Consider the following 18,395-nt stretch of genomic DNA (forward strand, 5'->3'; position numbering starts at 1 on the left):
GGGCCTCAGCCCCTGCTCCGGTCTGGGACTGCTGCCAGGCACCTGCCTGTCCCGCGGACTGCTGGGCGCCGGTGACGTATCCGGGGGTCTGCTGCTGGTTGAAGGCTTGCTGGGTACCGCTGGGGTACGAGGAGGCGGTGGCGCGGGGCACCAGGTTGGGGTCGTTGAACGCCCGGATCAAGAAGATCCCGGTGAAAACCGCGACCGTCAGGTAGGCGCCTATGGTGAAGAAGTGCTGGAAGGCGCCGGCGAGGTTGAGGTCGCCGTAGGCCACAAAGCCCATGATGAGCGAGATGACGCCGAGGAGCGCACCGACACCCAGTTCGATGATCGCCATCATCACGATGCCGAAGGTACGCGGCGAACGGTTCGGTGCGGTCAGCACGAGCGCCACAGCGGCCAAGATCAGCGCAACGGTGCCGGGACCGATCACGCTGCCGCCGACGTCCGCGAACCGGGCCGATGTATCGGGTCCAGGCCCACCGAAGATGTGGATCAGTGCGCCGAGCAGGACTGCTGCCGTGGCGCCGAGGAGCGCCCAAGCGGCCGGCTCACGCAACCGTTGAATGGATTCGTTATTCAAGAGAGGTTCCCCTCCGCAGGCTACTTCTTGTCGCGTCGGTGGAAGCTTTACATATCCGTGGTGTGGCTTGGGAAATCAGGCGAAAGGGTCTCCACGAGGCCAAAGCCTGATCACCATTCGACATGCCGCCCGTGTCCGTGTTTCCGCCGGAGACCGGACGGACATGCGGCACCGTGGGGCGCGGCGCGCAATCCCAGACTGCCAGACTTGACCCTATGCGGATAGTCGTACTGGCTGGCGGCATCGGTGGCGCACGTTTTCTCCGCGGCCTCAAAGATGCCCTGCACCACCGTGCTGAACAGGGGGAATCCCCGTCCTCGATCACGGTCATCGGGAACACTGGAGACGACATCACTCTTTTCGGGCTCCGGGTCTGTCCCGATCTGGACACGGTGATGTACACCCTGGGGGGCGGGATCAACGAGGAGCAAGGCTGGGGACGCGCCGACGAGACGTTCACGGTGCGCGAAGAGCTCATCGCCTACGGCATGCATCCCCAATGGTTCGGGCTCGGTGACCGGGACATCGCCACCCACATCGTGCGATCGCAGATGTTGGCGGCCGGATACCCGCTCTCTGCGATCACTGAGGCGCTGTGCGACCGGTGGAAGCCGGGGGTGCGGCTGCTGCCGATGACCGACGACCAGGTAGAGACCCACGTGGTCGTAGCGGATGAGAAGGGTCGCCGCGCGATCCACTTCCAGGAGTGGTGGGTGCGGTACCGCGCCCAGATTCCCGCGGAGTCGTTCGTGAGCGTCGGCGCGGATTCCGCCAAACCCGCGCCCGGCGTCCTCTCCGCGATCGACGAAGCCGACTTCGTCCTCTTCCCGCCGTCCAACCCCGTGGTCAGTATCGGGTCTATCCTCGGCATTCCCGGAATCCGGGATGCGGTGGCCGCCAAGACCGTGGTGGGGGTCTCCCCCATCATCGGCGGGGCCCCGGTGCGGGGGATGGCGGACGCCTGTCTGCGCACGATCGGGGTGGAGACCAGCGCCCGGGCGGTGGCTGAGCACTACGGCGCCGACCTGTTGGACGGCTGGCTGGTCGACGAGGCCGATGCGGACACCGTCGTCGCGGGGGTGGAAGTGCGGGCCATGCCGCTGTACATGAGCGATCCGGAGCGCACCGCGGCGATCGCGGGCGCCGCCGTGGACCTGGCGCTGGAGCTGAAGGAACGGTCATGATCACGATCTGGGGAGTCGAGGGGATCCCCGAGGTGCAGCCCGGGGACGACCTTGCCGCGCTGATCGCGGAGCGGACGGAGCTCGCCGACGGCGACATCCTCGTCGTCACTTCCAAGGTGGTGAGCAAAGCCGAGGGGCGGATCCGCGCGATGAGCCGCGAGGAGGCCATCGACACGGAGACCGTGCGGGTCGTGGCCCGCCACGGCAGTACGCGGATCGTGCAGACCCGGCACGGTCTGGTGATGGCGGCGGCCGGGGTGGACTCCTCGAATGTGGCCCCGGGGCACGTGCTGCTGCTGCCCGAGGATCCGGACGCGTCGGCGCGGCGGATCCGCGCCGGGCTGCGGGACCGCGCAGGCGTGCAGGTCGCGGTGATCATCTCGGACACGTTCGGGCGGCCGTGGCGGATGGGCCAGACCGATATCGCGATCGGGGCCGCGGGCATCGCCGCCCTGGAGGACATGCGCGGGCAGCGCGACACCCACGGCAACGTGCTCGAAGTGACGCTGAACGCGGTTGCTGACGAGCTCGCCTCCGCCGGGGAGCTGGTGAAAGGCAAGGCCTCGGGGATCCCGGTGGCTGTGGTGCGCGGCCTAGGCCACATGGTCACCGCGGAGGACGGGGAGGGTGCGCGAGTCCTGGTACGCCCCGCCGACCAGGACCTGTTCCGCTACGGTTCCCGGGACGTCATCCACGCGCGCCGCACCATCCGCGAATTCACCGACGACCCCGTGGACCCGGAGGCGGTGCGCCGCGCGGTGGCCGCGGCCATTACCGCGCCTGCCCCGCACCACACCACGCCGTGGCGGTTCGTGCTCCTGGAGTCCGCGGACGAACGCACACGGCTGCTGGACGCGATGGCGGAAGCGTGGGTTGCGGACTTGCGGGCGGACGGGCTGTCTGAGGAGCGCATTGCGCGGCGGATCCGGCGCGGGGATGTGCTACGTCGCGCCCCCTATCTGATCGTGCCGTGCCTCGTGGCGGAGGGCGCGCACAGTTATCCGGATGAGCGCCGCGCCTCCGCGGAGCGCGCCATGTTCCTGGTGGCCATGGGTGCGGGGGTGCAGAACCTGCTCCTGGCCTTGACGGTTGAGGGCCTGGGTTCGGCGTGGGTGTCGTCCACGATGTTCTGCCCCGACGTGGTCCGCGAAGTGTTGAAGCTTCCCGAGGACTGGCAGCCGATGGGGGCGGTCGCGGTTGGGCATCCCGCGGCGCCGCCCAAGCACCGGCCGCCGCGCGACCCGGAAGCGTTCATCGAAGTGCGGTAGCCCGCGAGAACCGGGGACGTGGCGGCCGCGCTTCCGGGGAGGCGCGGCCGCCACGGGCAGCAAGCCCGGATCAGACCACGGGCAGCCGGGTGCGGCGCAGGCTCGCGGCCACCCCGTCGTTGGCTTCGGCGATGGCGCGGCGCTCCGCGGGCACTTCCCGGTAGAGGGTGTCGCGCTGGCGCAGAGGGCGTCCGAGCGGTTCTACCATGGCGCGCATCTCGCTGATGGTTTTGAACGACCCGTTGGTGGAGCCCGCCATCCGGCTGATGGTCTCTTCCATCAGGGTGCCGCCGATGTCGTTGACGCCGCCGGCGAGGAGGCGCCGGCACTGCTCCTCAGACAGTTTCACCCACGAGCACTGGATGTTGTCGATCGCGCCGTGCAGCAGGAGACGGGCGAGGGCGTGCACGGCCCGGTTCTCCTGTTCGGTGGGCCCGGTCCGCGACAGCCCGGCCAGGTAGATGGGCGCGTTGGTGTGCACGAAGGGGAGCAGCACGAATTCGGTGAACCCGGGGCGGCCGTTCTGTTCCAGGGAGCGTTCCTGCAGCGAGCGGATGAGCCGGATGTGGGCGACCCAGTGGTGCGGGGCGTCCACGTGCCCGTACATCATCGTGGCCGTGGTGGGGATGCCGAGGTCGTGGGCGGCGGTGATGACCTCGATCCACTGGGCGGTGGGCAGTTTCCCCTTGGTGAGGACCCAGCGCACGTCGTCGTCGAGGATCTCCGCGGCAGTGCCGGGAAGGGAGTCGAGTCCGGCTTCGCGGGCCCGGAGCAGCCATTCGCGGATCGGGAGGTTGGTGCGGGACACGCCGTTCATGACCTCCATGGGGCTGAACGCGTGGATGTGCATGTCGGGGGTCCGCTCCCGGACTGCCCGGGCGATGTCGAAGTAGGCGGTTCCCGGCAGGTCGGGGTGGATCCCGCCTTGCATGCACACTTCGGTGGCCCCGGCCTCCCACGCTTCGGCGGCCCGGTCTGCGACCTGTTCGAGGGAGAGGGTGTAGGCGTCGGCGTCGGTGCGGCGCTGCGCAAAAGCGCAGAACCGGCATCCCGTGTAGCAGACGTTGGTGAAGTTGATGTTGCGGGTGACGACGAAGGTGATCTCGTCGCCCACGGTGTCGCGGCGGACCCGGTCGGCGAGGTCGGCGAGCGCTTCCAGTTCGGGGCCGTCCGCGGCGAGCAGGGCCAGGGCGTCGCGGTCGGTGATCCCGGCAGGATCGTCTTCGGCACGGCGCAGGGCGGCACGGATCTCCGGGTCGAACCGGTGGGGTGCCCGCGTGTCGCGGGCGGGTTGGGCGATGCGTGCGCGGAGTTCCGACCAGTCGCCGTAGACGGAGTCGAAGTCGCCGCGCCGGTCGCTGCTGCGGCCTGCGGTGTCGATGTCCTTGTGGAGGTTGGTCCGGCCCCCGGATTCGAGGCTGGCGGGCTCCTGCCAGGGGCGCCCAGTGATGACGGCGTCGGGGCGGGCCAGCCCGGTCTCCGGGTCGGCGAGGACAGCGACGTGGTCGTGGAGGCGCGGGTCGATCCACGGTTCGCCTTGGCGCACGTATTCGGGGTAGACGGTGAGGCGTTCCCGGAGGGTGAAGCCTGCCGCGGCAGTGCGTTCGGCGAGCAGGTCGATCTGCGGCCAGGGGCGTTCCGGGTTGACATGGTCGGGGGTGAGCGGTGAGACCCCGCCCCAGTCGTCGATGCCGGCGCGCAGCATGAGCGTGAACTCGTCGCCTGTGCCCTGCTCCGGGTTCCCGTCGTCGGTGATGAGGTTGGGCGGCGCTTGGATGTGGGCTTTGGGGCCCAGCAGGATGCGGGTGACGGCGATGGTGGCGGCGAGGTCTTCGAGGTCGGCGTCGGGCCAGTCGCGCAGCGCGGTGTCCGGTTTGGCGCGGAAGTTCTGCACGATGACTTCCTGGATCGCGCCGTACTGGCGGGCGATCTTGCGGATCGCGAAGATCGAGTCGACGCGTTCCGCGAGGGTTTCGCCGATGCCGATGAGGATGCCCGTGGTGAAGGGGACCGTGGAGCGTCCCGCGTCTTCGAGGACGCGCAGCCGCACCACGGGGTCTTTGTCCGGGCTGCCGTAGTGGACTTGGCCGCGTTCCGTGAATAGCCGCCGCGCCGTGGTTTCCAGCATCATGCCCATGGACGGGGCGACCGGCTTGAGGCGTTGGAAGTCGCTCCAGGTGAGCACTCCCGGGTTGAGGTGCGGCAGCAGCCCGGTTTCTTCGAGGACGCGGATGGCCATGGCCCGCACGTAGGAGAGGGTGTCGTCGTAGCCTTGCTCGTCGAGCCAGGCGCGGGCTTGCGGCCAGCGGTCTTCCGGCCGGTCCCCGAGGGTGAACAGTGCTTCTTTGCAGCCGAGGGCCGCGCCTTGGCGGGCGATCTCGAGCACCTCGTCCGGGGACAGGTAGGGGGCGGACAGTTTCGCGGGGGCGGTGGCAAACGTGCAGTAGTGGCAGCGGTCCCGGCACAGCCGGGTCAGGGGGATGAAGACTTTGCGGCTGTAGGTGATGACGCCGGGGCGTCCAGCCGCGGCAAGCCCAGCATCGCGGATGCGGGAGGCGTGGTCGAGGAGGGCCTCCAAGTCGTCGCCGCGGGCGTGCAAGAGGATTTCCGCTTCGGTCGGGTCCAGGGTCTTGCCGTCCCTGACCCGGGCTAGTGCACGCCGCAGAGCAGCGGCCGAGGGAACCACTTCCTTCATCCCGTTTCCAGAACCACTCATGGGCGCACAATACGCCGTGGGCTTCACCGTTGAGCGCGCGGGCCCGCCGGTATGTCCCGTCTGTTTCTTCCCTTCCACCACCCCACCATATTCATGATTATTGTTAGAAGGGTAAGGGGTTACTGTTTGCGGGCGTGGCAGAGCACGATGCTGCCCTGGGTGTTCGGGTGGCGGCGGTCGCTCCACGCGACGAACGGGATGAGCGGGGCCGCAGCGTTGAACCCGACCCGGCCGCCGTAGGCGGACAGGGTGAGATAGGCGCGCTCCATGCGGCGCGACCGGAACTGGTAGCGGTAGTCCACCAGGGTGAAGCCGCACGCGCCGAGCAGGGCTTGCAAGGTCTCGTGGGTGTAGGTGCGGTGCACGTGGTAGCGGCGGCAGTGCGCGTCGAACAGGTGCGGCCATTCGGCGCGGCGGGACAGGCAGTCCGCGGACAGGACAAGGTCGCCGCCGGGTTTGAGGACTCGGGCCATTTCACGGAGGGCCGCGGGCCCGTCAGTGAAGTGCTCAAGAGCACAGACCGACATGATCTTGTCGATACTGGCGTTGGCGAACGGCAGCCGCAGGGCGTCGCCTTCGATGAGCGCCGGCGCGTGGGAGATCCGCTGGCCGCGCAGCATCTTGTGCCGGGCCAGGTCGAGGGAGACGGCTCGCGCGCCGCGGCGGCGGGCCTGCGCCGCCCAGTAGCCGTCGCCGCCCGCGACGTCGAGCACCACCTGCCCGGTCAGGTCGCGGCCCAGCCACCGCAGCAGTGTGCCTGCTTCCCGGTAGCGGCACACGTGGATCTGGTGGCCCAGGAAGGCTACGGCGTCAGCGAACACGGGCCCACCCTACTGGCCCTGTCGGACAGCCGGAAAACAGTAGTGGTGCGCCCAGGACTGCTCCCCGGGCCGACGCGGCGGCTTAGGCTGGCCGGGTGGTGAGCCGTCTCCGCGTCCAGCGACGGGTGCGCAGTGCCGTGGTGGTCGTCGTCCTCGGCTGTGCTGTGCTTGCGCTCCGCGCCCGGTGGGACGAGGCCGGGGCCGCGCTCGTCGCCCTGTCCCCGTGGACCGTGGCCGGTGCGCTCGCTGCCGCACTCGCCGGGCTGGGCACGCAGATGCTGGCGTGGCGGGCCCTGCTCGCCGACCTGGGTTCTCCCCTGCCCGTCCCGGTCGCGGCCCGGGTGATGTTCGTCGGCCAGCTCGGCAAGTACGTACCCGGGTCGGTGTGGGCGTTCCTCGCCCAAGTAGAACTCGCCCGGGACCGCGCGGTGCCGCGCTACCGGGCGGCCGCCGCCACCGTCCTGGCGATCACGGTGACATTGACCGTGAACTTGCTGGTCGCCGCGGTGCTGCTGCCGATCGCGGCCCAAGAGGCGGCACGGCGCTGGTGGTGGGTGCTGGCCGCGGCTCCGCTTCTGCTGCTCTTCACCCACCCGCGGCTGGTGACCTGGGTGTTGCACGGGGTGCTGCGCCGGATCGGCCGGGTGCGCACCGACGTGGACGCGGAACTCGACCGGGTGAGCGGGCGGGGCATGGCCGCCGCCGTGGGCTGGTCACTCCTGTCCTGGCTGCCGCTCGGGGCGCACGTGTGGCTGCTGGTGGCAGGGGTGGGCGGCGGCTGGGATTCGTGGGCTGCCGCTACCGGCGGCTACGCCCTGGCGTGGACCCTGGGCCTGCTCGTCGTGTTCGCGCCTGCCGGGCTGGGAGTCCGGGAAGCGGTCCTGGTGACCGCGTTGGCCCCGCTCCTCGACGCGGGGGCAGCGCTGGTGGTGGCCGCCCTGTCTCGGCTGGTGATGACCGTTGCCGACCTCCTGTGGGCCCTGCTCTGCCTGGCCGCGGTACGCCCCCCGGCTGCTCCGGATCCGCAATGACCCCTATCCGGCCGTGTCGGTGAGGGCCGCAAGGTACCGGTCCCAGGAGGCGTCGGTGTCGACCGGCCGGACCCCCGCCCGCAGCGCGTCCAGACGGCCGGGCGCATAGCAGTCGGCGATCGCTCGCGCCAGATCCGCGGGATCGTCGGGGCGGCACAGCAGTCCGTCCACCCCGTCGCGGACCTGGTCGGGCAGGGTGCCCACGCGGGTGGCAATCACCGGCACGCCGTGGGCGTGGGCCAGCCACACGTTCTGGGTGGCGGTGGCCGAGCGGTAGGGCAGCACCACCGCGTCACACTCAGCGAACAGGGCGGGCAGCTCCCCGGCGGGCACGTATCCTTCCCGCCACTCCACCCGGTGGGCGACGCCGAGCTGCTCGGCGAGCGCCCGCAGCTCCGCGGAACCGCCCCAGAACTCGCCCGCCACGGTCAACGCCACCTCCGGCGGCCCGGCCGCGAGCGCCCGCAGCAGCACGTCCACCCCCTTGTAGGGGCGGACGATCCCGAAGAACAGCAGGCGGTGCCGCACCCCCGGGGGCCGCGGCTGGCGCGGGCCGATGTCCGGCAGGTGCGGGGGCAGTTCCGCCATGCGCACGGGCGGGCCGCTGCCGCCCAGCAAGCGGTCGGCGAGAGCACGCTGCTGCGGCGAATGGGTGAGGACCGCGTCGACGCGGCGGAGCAGGGCCCGCATCAGTGCGGTGTCCCCGGGCCGCTGTTCGTGCGGCAGGACGTTGTGGCAGAGCGCCACCACGCGGGCTGCTGTCCCGCAGCCGGCGCGCAGGACGAGATAGGGGGGAACCTGGACGGGAGAGAAGACGGCGAGTGCGACGAGGTCGGCTTCACGGCCCGCCCTGCGGCCGACCCGGTACCAGCTGTCGGGCCGGTACCAGGCGAGGTCGCGGCGGGTGCCGGGGTAGGGCGGGCCTTCCGGTTCTGTGACGGTCTGCTGCCCCGGGTACAGCAGCGCCGGGTACTGGGCACGCCACGATTCGATGACGACCCGGTGTCCTGCAGCGGCCAGCCGGTGGGCGAGTTCGGTGGTGTGCCGGGCCCCTCCGCCCTTGTACGGGTGGGTCGGGCCCACCAGGGTGATCCGCATGGCTGCTTCCCTGTCAGGAGTCGCGGGACCGCACGATGAGATCGGCCAGCAGCCCCATTGCGGCGACGATGAGCCCGGTCATGAGCAGCATGATCGTGTTGTTGCGGATGTAGACCGGATCGGTGACCACGTCGTAGACGACCTTGAGCACGCCGGTGCCGAGCAGGAACAGGGCAGGCGGCATGAGCACCTTCAACGGGTTGAAGTACATGACCATCCGCAGCACTTGCAGCAGGTAGCGGTAGGCGTCGCGCACGGGCCGGAATTTGGAGCGCCCGGCCCGCTTGGCGTAGCTCACCGGTTCGTAGTGGATGGCGTGCTGGTTGGACAGGAAGGCCAGGGTGATGGTGGTGACGCAGGAGAACCCCGGGGGCAGCAGCCGCAGGTAGGGCAGGGACACGTCGCGGCGGAAGGCGCGCAGCCCCGAGTTCAGGTCAGGGATGTGCGAGTTCGTGAGGAGCTCGGCGAGCTTGCGGACCAGCCACTTGGCGGGGACGCGCAGGAACCGGTAGCTGCCCATCTCCTGGTCGCGGGCCCCCACCACCTGGTCGATGGTGTCGTCCTTGAGAAGGATGTCCACGAGCTCGGGGATGCGCTCATTGGGATAGGACATGTCCGCATCGGTCCACACGACGATCTCGCCGCGAGCGCGCTGGGTTCCGATGCGGCGCACAGTTCCCGCCCCGCCGTTGGTGGAGAACGCGATGACCTTCAGGTTCGGGAAGTGGAGTTCGGCGTCGCGCAGTCGGGCAAGGGTGTCGTCGGTGGAGGCGTCGTCGAACGCGAGCAGTTCATAGGAATGGCCGCTGGCGTCCATTGCCGCACAGATCCGTTCGATCTCGGCGACCACGTGGTCCTGCTCGTTATAGCAGGGCAGGACGATCGTGACGCGGGGATCGGCGTGCTGCGGGCTGGGGGCGGTCTCACTCACGGTGCGATCAGGATATCGAGGGAGTTGCCGCGGTCGCGGGGATGACCGCGATCCACAGGTCCCCGTTGAACCGCCATGCTCCCGTGGGCGGCTTCATCAGCGTGCTGGGGTCCTGCTCGGTGTGGACGTCGAACGAGTGGCGCGGGACGATCCACGGCGGCAGGTACGGGTGGAGCCGTTCGGCTCGGTCGGCGGCGAGCACCGCGTCGCGGCCGCGATCGTGGACTTCAGCGACGATCCGGTGCACGGTCTCCGGGTCGGTTTCCACCACCTGCGCTGTGGGCACCCCGCACATACCGCGGATGAGCTGCATGAACTTGGCGGCAGTGTTGGGGTCGACGATGAGCACGCTGGCCGTGTCCGGAAGCTCTGCACAGGTCTGCCGGGTGGCCGCGATCGACCCGACGTCCATGCGATAGGTCATGATCCCGGCTGCGGTAGCCGCAGTGGGCAGCAGCAGGGTAGCCGCGCCCAGCACGGCCAGGGGAGTGCCCAGCCGGCGCAGCCGGTGCGGCGCACGGTCGCGGACCCGGCGCCGGGCCCAGGCGAGGAAGAAGACCGCGAACAGGATGAACGCCGGGAGCACCAGGGTGACCAGGCGGCGGCTGGCCCACGGATGGTCGGGGGTGATGGCAGGGCGCAGCAGCGTGGTGCCGACCGTCCAGGACAGCACCATCAGCGGCAGCACCCACTGGGGAGTGGGGCGCAGCGCCATCCGGCGCACCAGGAGAGCGACGCTGAGCGTCGCCAACAGCACCGTGGCCCAGCCGACGTACCAGCCGACCCAGGTCAGGCTCATCTCCTCGTAAGTGCGGTCGGGGTCGACAGGCAGCCCTTCGATCTCCTGGACTTGCCCGATATAGATGCCGGTGGCTTCGTCGCCGTGGCCACGCTGGACGAACAGCAGCGGGCGGGCGGCAATCGCCGCCATAGCGACGACGACGAGGACCGCCCCCGCGGTAGGCAGCCAGGGAGGGCGGTCCAGGCGAGGGATGCCGCGCCGCCACAGCAGAAGCACGCCCGCGGCCGTGCCGCCCACCACGATCCCGCTGATGAACAGGAGAGGATTGAGCGAGTCCGCGAGGTAGTTCAGGTAGGGGCGGGAGTATCCGAATCCGGCCACGAACCCGTAGCCGGCCCCGACTGCCAACCCCAGCCCCAAGGGGGTGGCCTCCCGGCGCCGGGCGACAAGCAGCAGCCCCACAAACCCCACCACGGGCAGCAGGTCGCGGAGCGCATCGATGCGCACCAGCAGCCCCAGTCCCAAGCTCAGCCCCGCGGCAAGAGCGAGCGTGTGCCCTGCCGACCACCGGCCCCGGGCTCTTCTCTCCAGCGCGTCGTAGGCAAGCACGAGCCCGCCGAGCAGCATGATCTGGGCGACCGGTTCGCTGTACGTGGAGCGGCTGATCCACTGCTGGGGCAGGCACACCGCGAGGAGGAGGGCGGCCAGCGGCGCCCATCGGGCACCGACGAGCCGCGCGACGAGTCCCGCGAACGTCAGCACCGCGAGAGCACCCGTGACCGGCGGTGCCAGCACAAGTCCTTCCAGGTCCGCGGCCCAGAACCCGAGCGCGTACACCAGGGGGGCGCCGGCGAGGAACTGCGGCCAGACCACGTCGTCGACCTGGTAGTAGGCGAGGCTGTGGTAGGTGAGCGCCGGATCGTTCCCGGCGATGAGCTCCCGCTGCTGGGGGATCGGCAGGAAACCGTACTCGGCGATCCACGCGGTGTACTGGGCGTAGGAGGCGGCGTCCCGCCGGACGACGAGCTGCTCGGAGTGGTAGGCGAGCTGCACCGCGGCAAAGGCGGCGGTGACCAGGACCACTAGGAGCAGCGCCCACCACGGGGTGTCGTCAATGTCCGGGGCCAGCCGGGGCAGGAGGACGAGCGCGGCGACGAGTGCGGGTCCTCCCAGCAGCACTCCGAGGAGCGGCGTGAAGTGGCCGAGGCAGAGCAGAGGGAACGCGACCGCCAGCCAGGCGGTGGCGGCCACCACCGGAACCAGTGTGACCCGGGCGAGCAGGGTGCCGGGAGACAGGTGCATGAATGCAACAATGCCAGCTCCCCTGCGCGGCGGCTCCGGAACCGGAATCTTTCCCCGGCCAGGAACGGCCGGCGCGGGCACGGCCCCGGCATTGGCCCGCCCCGGCAGCGGTGTTCTGCTTTCCCCGCCCTCCCGCAGGTACGATGTGCCCCGATTCGCCACCAAACCGAGAAAGGGCCTGCTGTTGTCAGCGCACACTCCGGGAGAGCTGTGGTGGGCGGCGAAGAGCGTCGACGCTACCCGCCCTTTCCTCACCTCCTACGACCCTGCCACTGACGTCCGGGTGGAGATGTCGTTCGCCACCTTCGACAACTGGGTGGCGAAAACAGCCAACATGCTGGTGGACGGGCTGGGCGCACTGCCCGGGGACACGGTGGCGCTCGCCCTGCCCCTGCACTGGCAGAGCCTCGCCTGGACGGTGGCGTGCTGGGTGACGGGGACGACCGTGGTGCTCGCTGAAGCAGACATCCCGGAAGCGGACGTGGTGGTGGCCGACGCGTCCCGGGTGGACGCCGCACTCGCCTCGGGGGCCCGCGAGGTGGTTGGGGCCTCCCTGCACCCGCTGGGCTTGCCGATGGACGACTGCCCGCCCGCGGCGACGGACTACACGCAGGAGGCCCGCGGGTACGGCGACGTGTTCGCTCCGCCTAAGGGTGATCCCCAGGCGGCGGCCCTGGTGCACGGCGGCCGCTCCTGGACGGGGGGTGAGCTGGCCGACAGGGGCCGGGACGCTGCGCGTCTCGGAAAGCTGACAGCCGAAGACCGAGTGGCTATCATCACTTCCGATCATGCCCCTCTTGCGGCGCTGGGGGATGATCTGTCCAAATTTTTGGGCGTACTGTCCGCGGCCTCCTCACTTGTGCTCATTCCGAGCCGTGACTCCACTACTCTGCAATCGCGGCTCGACATGGAGCGCGTGACGGCAGTCGTCGGTGATTTCCCTTCTCCTCTGCCGCCGCAGGCTTCTTACAGGTCGCTTCCCTGACCCCTATCTCCCCTCCTGGTGTTCGATGCCGAAGAGATCCTCCTCCCGACGGTCCGCAGGATCGCGTGCCCTGCAACGCAAGCTCAGCCTCGGCGGCTGGGTGGCAATAGGGGCGACGGCACTCGTCATCGCCAGTAGCCTGACCGCCTACGGCGCCTACTACGACATCTACGGCAACATCAGCCAGGAGACGGTCGACACCGACGCCTGGGATCGGCCCACCAAGGTCGAGGGCGCGATCAACATCATGATCATCGGCTCCGACGTGCGCAGCGGCGCGAACGCGGAGTACGGCGGGGAGATCGAAGGCGAACGCCCCGACACGCTACTCATCGCGCACATCTCCCCCAACCACGACGGCGCGATCCTGGTCAACCTGCCCCGCGACTCCATCGTGGACATGCCGGCGTGCGAGCCCAACGGGGATCGCCCGGGCATGGAAGCGCACCGCGGCATGCTCAACTCCGCGATGAACTACGGCGGCATCCAGTGCCAGTGGAAGGTCGTGGAGCAGCTCACCGGCATCCACATCGACCACTTCGTCAGCGTGGACTTCACCGGGTTCAAGGAGATGGTCGACGCGATCGGCGGGGTGGAGATGTGCATCCCACACCCGATCGACGACCCTAAAGCGCATCTGAAACTGGATGCGGGGCGGCAGACCCTCAACGGCGAGCAGGCACTGGGCTACATGCGTTCCCGCTACGGCCAGGGCGACGGCAGCGACCTGAGCCGTATCGACCGCCAGCAGGTGTTCCTCGGCGCCATGCTGCGGAAGGTGATGAGCGGGGAGATCATGTCGAGCCCCAGCAGCATCTACGCATTCCTCAGCTCGGTCACGGACTCCATTACCGTCGACGACCAGTTCACCGTCGACAAGATGACCGACATCGCCATCCAGATGCGCGAGGTCGACATGAGCAACATCCGGTTCGTGACCGTCCCCAACGGGGCGCACCCTGACGACGCGAACCGGGTGGCGTGGACCCAGCCTGACGCCGACCGGCTGTTCCAGGCGATCGCCAACGACACGGAGATCACCGACGAGAAGTCCGACGACGAGGAGAAGGACGAGGAGAAGGAGGACGTGCCCACCGTCGACCCCGCCGAAGTCTCGGTGGAGGTCATCAACGGCACGACCACCTCGGGCCTGGCCGGCACGGTGGGCGAGGAGCTCCAGGCACGAGGGTTCGTGGTGGCGGGCACGGGCAACCCGCAGGGGTCGGTTCCCGGGCGGACCACCGTCTTCTACGGTCCCGGTATGGAGGCGCACGCCCACACGGTCGCCGCGCAGGTGAAGAAAGCCGTCGTTGAGGAGAGCCCGTATCTGGGCTCCACCGTGCAGCTGGTGATCTCCATGGACTGGGACGGGCTGAAAGGGCAGTCCTCCGGGGATTCCAGCAACGTGCTTGACTCGCTCAACGCGAAGACCGCCGAGGCACCCGAAGACGACGCCTGCTGACCGCCTCCTGCCGGGTAGCGGTCAGGCGCGGGGAGCAGCCTCGGGTGGCTCGCCCGCCACGATCAAGCGGACCCACTGTTCGAGGATCTTCGGTAGCGCATAGCGTTCCGCGACCTCGGCACGGGCTGCGGCACGTTCCGCGTCGAACCGCTCCTCGGTGACGATGGTGTGCACCGCGTCCGCCATCTGCGCCACGTCGCCGTGGACCCAGCGCGGCGCGTAGACGGTGTCGGCGCCCGGCCACGCCCACACCACGGGGACGCTGCCTGAGGCCGCCCCTTCGGCTACCGCCCGGTGGAAGCTCTCGTCGTCACTGGTGGAGAGCACGAAGCCGACCCGGCGCAGCCATACCGCCACATCCGGGCCGTACGGGTCGAACACGACAGCGTCGGAGAGCGTCCTGGACCGTTGGATACGCCGGTAGACGTGCTCGTAGTGGGCGCGCTCCTCGGGCCGGTTCCACACCCACCAGTAATCCCAGGGCTGCCGGGTTTTGAGCGCCAGCGTGTAGCGGGGGTCGCGGGCACGCAGTGCGGCAAGGACGTCCAGCGCCCGGTCCAGCCGCTTGCGGGAGGGGATGACTCCGAGCATGCCCAGCGTGTAGCGGGCGCCGTCCAGTTTGGGCCGGGACAACTGGTCCACGTCGATGCCTTCGGGGAGCACCACCATCCGGTCGGCGGGCCAACTAGCGTGCTCTCGGGCGCGGTCCGCGTAGTGCTGGCTGACGCAGATGACCGCGTCGACTTTTTCGATGTCGAGGCGGCGCGGCCACTCCGTGGCGAGTTCGAACCGGTGGAGCCGCACCAGCAGCCGCTGCCCGGACCGTTTGTACTTGGCGTAGAACAGGGCGTGCGGGCCGCACCACTCGCAGATCACCACGTCGGCCCAGGCCGCCAGTTCCCGGCTGAGGTACTCGTCGTGGGTGTGCGGGCCTTCCCATTCGTCGAGCCGCAGCTCGATACCGGGCAGGCTCCTCAGATGCTGGATGAGCCGGTCGAGACCGCTGAGGTCGGTGCCGGCGATCGCGACTTTCAGCGGCAGGTCCGGGTTGGTTCCCCGGGGTGGCGGCGGCAGGGCTGCCTGCAGGAGGGAGCGGAGGACCTGGATTCCTTGGTCGAGGGTGAAGCGGGCGGCCGCGGCCGCGCAGCGTTCCCCTGCTGTGCGGTAGACCTCCGGCTGGCCAGCCCGTTCCACCGCGTCCGCCAGACTCTGCAGGTCCGGGGCGGCGAAGAGCGGATAGTCGGCGCCGAGCAGTCGCTCGTAGAGCGGGGTGCGGTTGACGACGACGGGAATCCCCAGCGTGCCGGGCTCCAGTGCCGTCAACGCGGGCACCAGGGCAGCGTCGATGTCCGAGCGGTGCCAGGACACGGCGAGGTGGCAGCGGGCGAGCAGGTCGAGGGCTTCTTCGTGGGAGCGGCCGCCGTGCCAGACCACGTTGGGGGTATCTTTGAGTGCTTTGGTGGCTCGTCTCACCCACTCCGGGGAGCCGTTGCGGATAGCGTCGCCGACCACGTGCAGCTCCGCGGGGATACCGCGGGAACCGAGCGCCGCGGGAAGCTGGGTGAGCGTCACCATGTTGCGGGTTTCCGCGATCGACCCGGCATAGCCGATACGCAGCGGCACGCCGGGCCGGTCTGCTCTGCGGGGTGCCGCGGTGAGCATGGGGGGAAGCAGCACGGCGCGGCCGGAGGCGGCGGGCACGGTGGATTCCACGAAGCAGCGCAGTTCTTCGCTGGCGCACAGCAGGTACCGGGAGGCCAGGGCGATCTCGGTGAGCTCGGAGACCACGCTGGGGGTCATCCGGGCCAGGGTGTGCGGTACGTCGTCCACACAGGTCCACAGTCGTCCAGCGAGTTCTTCGGCGTGGGCGGCGACCGCGGCGACGCGCTGCCCGCGGATGACGATGAGGTGGAAGCGCCGTTCCGCGTCGAGCCGGGTGATCAGTTCCACCGCCTGCTCAGGGTCGAGCCCGTGCGGACCGGGGTCGATCCGGTGCGCCCCGGTCTTGGGATGTCTTACCGTGACGTTCGGCAGCCCGGCCAAGGGGGCGGTGAGGACGTCCGTGCCCGGCTGGTTGCGGAGCAGCAGCATGGTGGCACACCCGGCTGCGGCCAGTGCCTGGGTCATGGACTGCGCCCACCGGGCGGTGGCGTCCATGGAGTCAGGGTCAGCATCGCCGTAGACGAGTGCGCGGATGTTCACGGATGTCCTTTCTGCGCCCCGGGGGTACGCCTGTGGCGTGGCACCATCCACGGTGGTGGCCTTGTCAGCGCTTCTCCGTTTGTTCCAGTGTGCCGCTTAACCGCCGGGTGTGTGCTCCGGGACAGGGCTCGAGGCTGCGGGGCCCGCGGCACTGAGAGCGAGCAGGCGCGCCCCATGCCGGCTCCACTGCTGGGGCGGCAGTCCTTTGCGGACCAGTTCGCGGCGGGCGAGGACAGGGCGTACTGCGCTGACGAAGACGTAGTCGGCTCCGGAGGCTGCCGGGTCGACGGCGGGGCCGACCGCGTCCGCTCCGGAGCATTCCGCGGCGCAGAGTGCATCGGCAAGGAAGAATTCCCCCGCGGGCTGGTCCCACAGTGCCGTCCAGGGGGTGGTTGCGGCGGCGGCGAGCTGGGCCCATTCAGCCGCAGACCAGCGGTCCTCCGGAGCGGTGGCGACGGTACGCACGGGGATGCCACGGTCTTTCAACCGCTGGATCCCGGCGAATGCGGCGCGGGAGTCAGGCACGACGACTTCGGCAGGCGGGTGCTGTTGGCGGAACATGTCGTCGGCGAGGGCAAGCGATTCGGTGTCGTCAAACGGGCAGGCGAGGACTGTGGTGGCCCGTCCCGCCAGCGGCTGGGTGGCGGAGCCTCCCCCCGCGGGAAGCGAGACCCGTTCCAGGAGGTCCGCCAGGACTACCGGGGTGGCCCGGGTCAGGAAGAGCGTGCGGAGGGCCAGGCGGAGCTCGGCGGGGCTGAGGGGCCCTTCAGCAACGGCTTGGATGAAGTCGGCTTCGTCGGCAGCGGTGCGCGCCGCAGTGTCCGGCAATCCGGGACCGGGGGCGGTTCCGGCGAGGAGGGCCCGGGTTCCGCAGGCGAGTGCCTGGTCGGCGAGCGTCGGCGTGTCCACGACCGCGACTGCGGCGGCGCGCAGCAGTTCCGGCAGTTCTTCCCATCGCGCGTCGGCGCGCACCCCTCCTTTGCTTTCCGCGACGAGAGGGTGGCAGTAGGGGGCAGCTCCGCTGACCCGCAGCAGGGTGGCGGCGCGATCTTCGGGGGCGGCGATCGGGTTGTAGCGGTGGAGGGGGACGCCGAGGTCGCCCTGGTGGACGTAGTCGAAGCCGAGCCCGGCCAGTGCGGGGGGTGCGGGCGCGTCGCAGACGAGGATGGTCGCCACTCCGCGGGCAGCGGCCGCGTCCAGCACCCATCGCAGGGCCCGGGTGCGGTCGACCGCGGCCGGGTCGCCCACGTGCGCCCACAGGTTTCCGGGTTGGGCGGCTGAGGCGGTGACCATGACCGCGTCGACGTCGGCGGAGTCGAAGACGATCTGGACGTCGTGCGGGCGCAGCGGGACGAGCCGCGCGTACGGTTCCACGGCCGCGCGGGCTACGGCGGAGAACACCCCAGCGATGACGACCCGCTCGTCTTTGAACGCTGGCTGCCCGGCAAGCAGCCGGGCTTCCTGGCGTTCGGTCTCATAGGAACGGACCGGTTCGGGGGACCGTACGCGCTGTTTCGGCGTGCTGCCCGCTGAGCGGCTGCTGCTGTCCCGCCACAGCCGGTACAGTTCCCGCGGCAGGTTCACCAGTCCTCGGGCGGGGCGCCGGGCAGCCCCGGCCAGGGCGCGGCCCACCTGGAGCGAGGTGGATCCTTCCAGGGCAGCGAGGCGCGCCTGGGCTTCTTGGAGCTGCGCTTCCCGTTCGGCGAGCGCTTTGCGGAGTTGCTCGGTCTGGCTCTGCTCACGCCGTTTCATCGTCCGTCCTTCCGGAGCGCGGGTCGCCCGTGGGGGCCAGGTGCGCACGTCACTGTGCCACTCCTTCACCTTGGCGGACGCGGATGAACGGGTGTTGAACCGGATGACACGCTTCAGGTCGCTCCGGTAGTGCCACCGCGCCGCATCGGGCGTGGCGCACCGCCATCGTAGTGCCCGATCCGGTTACAGCCAGGAAAACCCTGTCGCCCTGCGACGGTAAGCAAATACAAACCGTAGCAGCATCTCCGTAAACAGAATCACTAAATTTGCCGATGACACCCGCGGGAGTCTTTGACTCTCAGGTAATTCATCAATCTT

At 69.8% G+C, this 18,395-nt stretch carries 12 protein-coding genes and 1 pseudogene; 5 read left to right on the forward strand and 8 right to left on the reverse strand.

What is annotated here, in order from left to right:
- A pseudogene (locus TF1_RS12150) lies at window positions 1-583 on the reverse strand (LMBR1 domain-containing protein); the annotation flags it as partial.
- Between the two features lie 215 nt (window positions 584-798).
- On the opposite strand from TF1_RS12150, the gene cofD reads away from it, so the two are divergent.
- Both cofD and TF1_RS12160 read left to right on the forward strand, forming a co-directional pair.
- Window positions 799-1,767: a 2-phospho-L-lactate transferase gene (cofD, locus tag TF1_RS12155; protein ID WP_016189180.1), complete on the forward strand. Its 969-nt coding sequence runs from the start codon at window positions 799-801 to the stop codon at window positions 1,765-1,767.
- Window positions 1,764-3,035, forward strand: coding sequence for a coenzyme F420-0:L-glutamate ligase (locus TF1_RS12160; protein ID WP_011292941.1), 1,272 nt, complete (start codon window positions 1,764-1,766; stop codon window positions 3,033-3,035). The genes cofD and TF1_RS12160 overlap by 4 nt, the downstream gene beginning before the upstream one ends.
- A gap of 70 nt (window positions 3,036-3,105) precedes the next feature.
- Here TF1_RS12160 and TF1_RS12165 read toward each other — a convergent pair whose 3' ends face one another.
- Window positions 3,106-5,751 (reverse strand): bifunctional FO biosynthesis protein CofGH, encoded by a 2,646-nt coding sequence (locus TF1_RS12165; RefSeq protein ID WP_081430430.1) that lies wholly within the window; start codon window positions 5,749-5,751, stop codon window positions 3,106-3,108.
- A gap of 119 nt (window positions 5,752-5,870) precedes the next feature.
- Window positions 5,871-6,572 (reverse strand): class I SAM-dependent methyltransferase, encoded by a 702-nt coding sequence (locus tag TF1_RS12170; RefSeq protein WP_011292943.1) that lies wholly within the window; start codon window positions 6,570-6,572, stop codon window positions 5,871-5,873.
- A gap of 95 nt (window positions 6,573-6,667) precedes the next feature.
- On the opposite strand from TF1_RS12170, the gene TF1_RS12175 reads away from it, so the two are divergent.
- Window positions 6,668-7,603, forward strand: coding sequence for a lysylphosphatidylglycerol synthase domain-containing protein (locus TF1_RS12175; protein ID WP_234351737.1), 936 nt, complete (start codon window positions 6,668-6,670; stop codon window positions 7,601-7,603).
- A 3-nt stretch (window positions 7,604-7,606) separates the two neighbouring features.
- Here TF1_RS12175 and TF1_RS12180 read toward each other — a convergent pair whose 3' ends face one another.
- From TF1_RS12180 to TF1_RS12190, 3 genes are read right to left on the reverse strand one after another with little or no spacing between them, the layout of a single operon-like run.
- Entirely contained in the window at window positions 7,607-8,701 is a 1,095-nt protein-coding gene (locus tag TF1_RS12180) for a glycosyltransferase family 4 protein (protein WP_016189182.1), read from the reverse strand.
- 13 nt (window positions 8,702-8,714) lie between these two features.
- On the reverse strand, window positions 8,715-9,632 hold the full coding sequence (locus tag TF1_RS12185; protein ID WP_011292946.1) for a glycosyltransferase family 2 protein: 918 nt from the start codon (window positions 9,630-9,632) through the stop codon (window positions 8,715-8,717).
- Between the two features lie 7 nt (window positions 9,633-9,639).
- On the reverse strand, window positions 9,640-11,676 hold the full coding sequence (locus TF1_RS12190; protein ID WP_061783907.1) for a hypothetical protein: 2,037 nt from the start codon (window positions 11,674-11,676) through the stop codon (window positions 9,640-9,642).
- A 184-nt stretch (window positions 11,677-11,860) separates the two neighbouring features.
- Between TF1_RS12190 and TF1_RS12195 the strand changes: the two genes are divergently transcribed.
- Both TF1_RS12195 and TF1_RS12200 read left to right on the forward strand, forming a co-directional pair.
- A complete protein-coding gene (locus TF1_RS12195; protein WP_016189184.1) occupies window positions 11,861-12,661 on the forward strand; it encodes a TIGR03089 family protein in 801 nt (266 codons plus the stop codon).
- Window positions 12,662-12,686: 25 nt separating this feature from the next.
- A complete protein-coding gene (locus tag TF1_RS12200) occupies window positions 12,687-14,123 on the forward strand; it encodes an LCP family protein (protein WP_011292949.1) in 1,437 nt (478 codons plus the stop codon).
- A gap of 21 nt (window positions 14,124-14,144) precedes the next feature.
- Here TF1_RS12200 and TF1_RS12205 read toward each other — a convergent pair whose 3' ends face one another.
- On the reverse strand, window positions 14,145-16,325 hold the full coding sequence (locus TF1_RS12205; RefSeq protein ID WP_011292950.1) for a glycosyltransferase: 2,181 nt from the start codon (window positions 16,323-16,325) through the stop codon (window positions 14,145-14,147).
- A gap of 96 nt (window positions 16,326-16,421) precedes the next feature.
- Window positions 16,422-18,077 (reverse strand): hypothetical protein, encoded by a 1,656-nt coding sequence (locus tag TF1_RS12210; protein WP_011292951.1) that lies wholly within the window; start codon window positions 18,075-18,077, stop codon window positions 16,422-16,424.
- Window positions 18,078-18,395: the final 318 nt, after the last annotated feature.

Origin of the sequence: Thermobifida fusca NBRC 14071 = JCM 3263, from assembly GCF_001592045.1 — a bacterium.
GTDB lineage: Bacteria > Actinomycetota > Actinomycetes > Streptosporangiales > Streptosporangiaceae > Thermobifida > Thermobifida fusca.